General features: G+C 72.3%; 3 protein-coding genes. All 3 read left to right on the forward strand.

Translation table 11 applies throughout. From position 1 onward, the window contains the following. The first annotated feature begins 95 nt into the window (after positions 1 to 95). Positions 96 to 1,436 carry a GH1 family beta-glucosidase gene (locus ACFU6K_RS34030; protein ID WP_380669697.1) on the forward strand — a complete coding sequence of 447 codons (1,341 nt, stop codon included), beginning with the start codon at positions 96 to 98 and terminating at the stop codon, positions 1,434 to 1,436. A gap of 183 nt (positions 1,437 to 1,619) precedes the next feature. Next, on the forward strand, positions 1,620 to 2,069 hold the full coding sequence (locus tag ACFU6K_RS34035) for a hypothetical protein (RefSeq protein ID WP_380669699.1): 450 nt from the start codon (positions 1,620 to 1,622) through the stop codon (positions 2,067 to 2,069). Positions 2,070 to 2,184: 115 nt separating this feature from the next. Continuing rightward, the coding region (locus ACFU6K_RS34040; protein WP_380669700.1) for a TIGR02677 family protein at positions 2,185 to 3,564 on the forward strand (1,380 nt) is incomplete at its 3' end.

A 3,564-nucleotide genomic window follows, 5' to 3' on the forward strand; every position in this document is an offset into this window, starting at 1 on the left:
CTGCGGGGCTTCGGTCCCTTCCGTCGTCCCTCTCTGGTGTTTCGGTGCCGCGCCGGTAACATGACTACCCCTCATGTTTCCGTCAGGAGGCTGTCATGCCGGACCGCTTCGACCTGCCGGCGGGGTTCCGCTGGGGTGCCGCCACCGCCGCCTACCAGATCGAGGGGGCGGTGAACGAGGACGGCCGCGGGCCCTCCGTCTGGGACACCTTCTGCGCCCGCCCCGGCGCCGTCCGCGACGGCCACACCGGCGCGGTGGCCTGCGACCACTACCACCGGTACCCCGAGGACATCGCCCTGATGAAGGGCCTCGGCCTCGACGGCTACCGCTTCTCCGTCGCCTGGTCCCGCGTCCTGCCCACCGGCGCCGGCGCCGTCAACCCGGCCGGCCTCGCCTTCTACGACCGCCTCGTCGACGCCCTCCTCGAAGCCGGCATCACCCCGCTGCCCACCCTCTTCCACTGGGACCTCCCGCAGGCCCTCGAAGACCACGGCGGCTGGCTCAACCGTGACACCGCGTACCGCTTCGCCGACTACGCCACCGTCCTGGCCGACCGCCTCGGCGACCGCGTCCCCGCCTGGATCACCCTCAACGAGCCCTTCGTCCACACCGTCTTCGGCTACGCCCTGGGCACCCACGCCCCCGGCCGCACCCTGATGTTCGAGGCCCTCCCGGCCGCCCACCACCAACTCCTCGCCCACGGCCTGGCCGCCACCGTCCTCCACGACCGCGGCCTGGAGGCGATGCTCTCCAACAACCTCACCCCCGTCGAGCCGGCCACCCCCGCGCCCGCCGACCTCGCCGCCGCCGAGGCCTACGACGCCCTCCACAACCGCCTGTTCACCGACCCCGTCCTCCTCGGCCGCTACCCCGACCTCTCCGCCCTCGGCGTCCCCGACGACATCTTCGGCGCCGTGCGCGACCGCGACCTCGACCTCATCCACACCCCCGGCCTCGACGGCCTCGGCCTCAACTTCTACAACCCCACCCGCGTCGCCGCCCCCACCGAACCCGGCCTCCCCTTCGACCTCGTCGACATCCCCGACGTCCCCCACACCGCCTTCGGCTGGCCCGTCGTCCCCACCGCCCTCACCCGCCTCCTCCTCGACCTCCGCGACACCTACGGCAAGGCCCTCCCACCCCTCACCATCACCGAGAACGGCTGCTCCGTCGAGGAGTCCACCACCCCCGACCAGCCCCGCATCGACTACCTGGCCGCCCACCTCGACGCCCTCGCCCAGGCCACCGCCGAAGGCATCGACATCCGCGGCTACTACACCTGGTCCCTCCTCGACAACTTCGAATGGGCCGAGGGCTACCACCAGCGCTTCGGCCTCGTCCACGTCGACTTCGCGACGCAGCGCCGCACCCCGAAGGTCTCGTACACCTGGTACCGCGACCTGATCGCCGCCCACCATGCGAAATCCGGACGTTAGTCAAGGCCTGGGCAAGGGAGTGCGGGGTCAGGATCGCGACGGGGAAGGGGGTGTCGTCCGATCCTTGACGGCAAGGGAACTCCGCCCGCCTCCGCGCGCTGTCACCTGTCCTCGCCACCCGTGCCATCGGGTGACTACGATCGGTGAGGATTCCGGTCGACTGACGTACCAGGGAGGGCCCGGATGGACGCGGAACTACCGGCGCTGCGGCTGAAGCTCTACATCGAGTCGCTCCAGGTCCTGATGCCCGAGCGGCAGTTCAAGCTTCTGATGGATCTCCTGCGCGGCTATGCCGAGCTCGGTGGTGGGCGGATCGAGGTGAAGCTGGACGCGGAGGAACGGGAGCTGTTCACACCCGCGGTGCAGCGCGAACTGCTCGTTCTGCTCGGCCTGCTCGGTGCCCTGGAGCCCGGACACGAGGACCGCGCCGACCGTGTGGTGGCCGACCTCGGCGACGGCGAGCGGGCCAAGGGGGTCATGTCGCTCGTACCGCCGGAGGTCGCCTCCGATCCGGCCCGCCTGCGGGACATGCGCGACCGGCTTGACGCCGCCGAGGGCCGGCGGGCGAGCGACCGCGCGACGGTCGAGGGAATCGCGGAGGCGAGCGGGATGGCGGGGACGGAGGAGAGCTGATCCGAGCGCGGTCAGCCGGTCGACAGGCGCGTCGCCGGGCGTCTGCGCGTCCGCGTACTGTGGTGCCCGGAAGACGGGGAGGACAGGAGAGCAGTTGCGCAGGGTGCCGCCGGAGATGTTCCGGTTCACGACGGGGGAGAAGGCCGAACTCTACGGTGCGATCCTGCAGGCCTTCGGTGCGGCCAACGAGCGGCTGGAGACCGCGCTCGGGCTGGACGACGTGCGTGCCCGGCTGCGGACGGTCGGCTGGCTCGACGCGGTTCACGACGACGAGCTCCAGGAGGCGCTGCGGAAGCTCAGGGAGTGGCAGCTGCTGGACGTCGTGCAGAACCACGCGGAGAACTACCGCACCGCCGAGGAGTACGAGCGCCGCAACCTCCAGTACTCGCTGACCCGACGCGGTGAGGCCGCGTTCGCCGGGGTCGAGCACGCCCTGTCCGTCCTCGCCTCGACCGGTGCGCTCCAGACGGCGGTCCTGGAGGCGATCGCGGACCGGCTCGACGAGCTGTACGTCCTGCTGGGGGACTCCGCGTCCTCGGACCGGCGGGTCTTCACCACGCTGCAGGAGTTGGAGGGCCACCTGGAGGCACTGCTGGCCAACACCAAGGCGTTCAACGGCGAGTTGCAGCGCCTGCTGCGCGCCGAAGGTGCGGACCTGGCGACCTTCCGGGAGGTCAAGGCCGCGACGGTGGCCTATCTCCAGGAGTTCCTCGTCAACCTCGACCAGCGGGGAGGGGCGGTGGCATCCGCCGTGGAGCGGGTCGAGGGGCGGGGGTTGAGCCTGCTGTACGAGCGGGCGCTGCGGGGCGCCGAGCTGCCGCCGGTCGCCGACGACGATCCCGCACCGGCCTGGCTGGAGCGGCGCCGGGCGCGTTGGGAGGGGCTGCAGGCCTGGTTCCGGCCGGTGGACGGGGCGCGACCCCGAGTGGATCAGCTGCACGACGTGGCGCGCCGCGCGATCGTGACGCTCCTGCAGGTCCTCGACCGGATCACCGAGTCGCGGCGTCGCTCCTCCAGCGCCGTGCAGGACTTCCGGGAGCTGGCCCGCTGGTTCGCCGCGGCGCCCACCGAGGACGACCTGCACCGCCTCTGGTCGGCCGCCTTCGGCCTGGGGCCGGCCCGTCACGCCCATCTCGCCCACCCCGACCCGGAGTTGGTTCCCTCGTCGGGCAGCTGGGCGGAGGCTCCGCCGGTGGAGGTGTCGGCCCTGCTGCGCACCAGCGGCCGCACCGAGCGGTTCACCCGCACCGGGAGGGTGCGCGACATCGGCGGGATCAAGGCGGCCCGGGCCGAGCGGGCCCGGAAGGAACGCGCCGAACTCGAAGCGGCCTGGGACGTCCTGGCCACGGACGGTCCGGTGCGGCTCTCCGGCTTCGGCACGCTGGACCACGCCGTCTTCGAGCGGCTTCTCGACCTCCTCGGCCGAGCGCTTGCCGCCCGACCGGACGGCAGCGGCACGCGCCGGGCGGTCACCTCCGACGGCCGGGTCGAGATC

The organism is Kitasatospora sp. NPDC057512, assembly GCF_042802135.1.
Taxonomy (GTDB): domain Bacteria; phylum Actinomycetota; class Actinomycetes; order Streptomycetales; family Streptomycetaceae; genus Kitasatospora.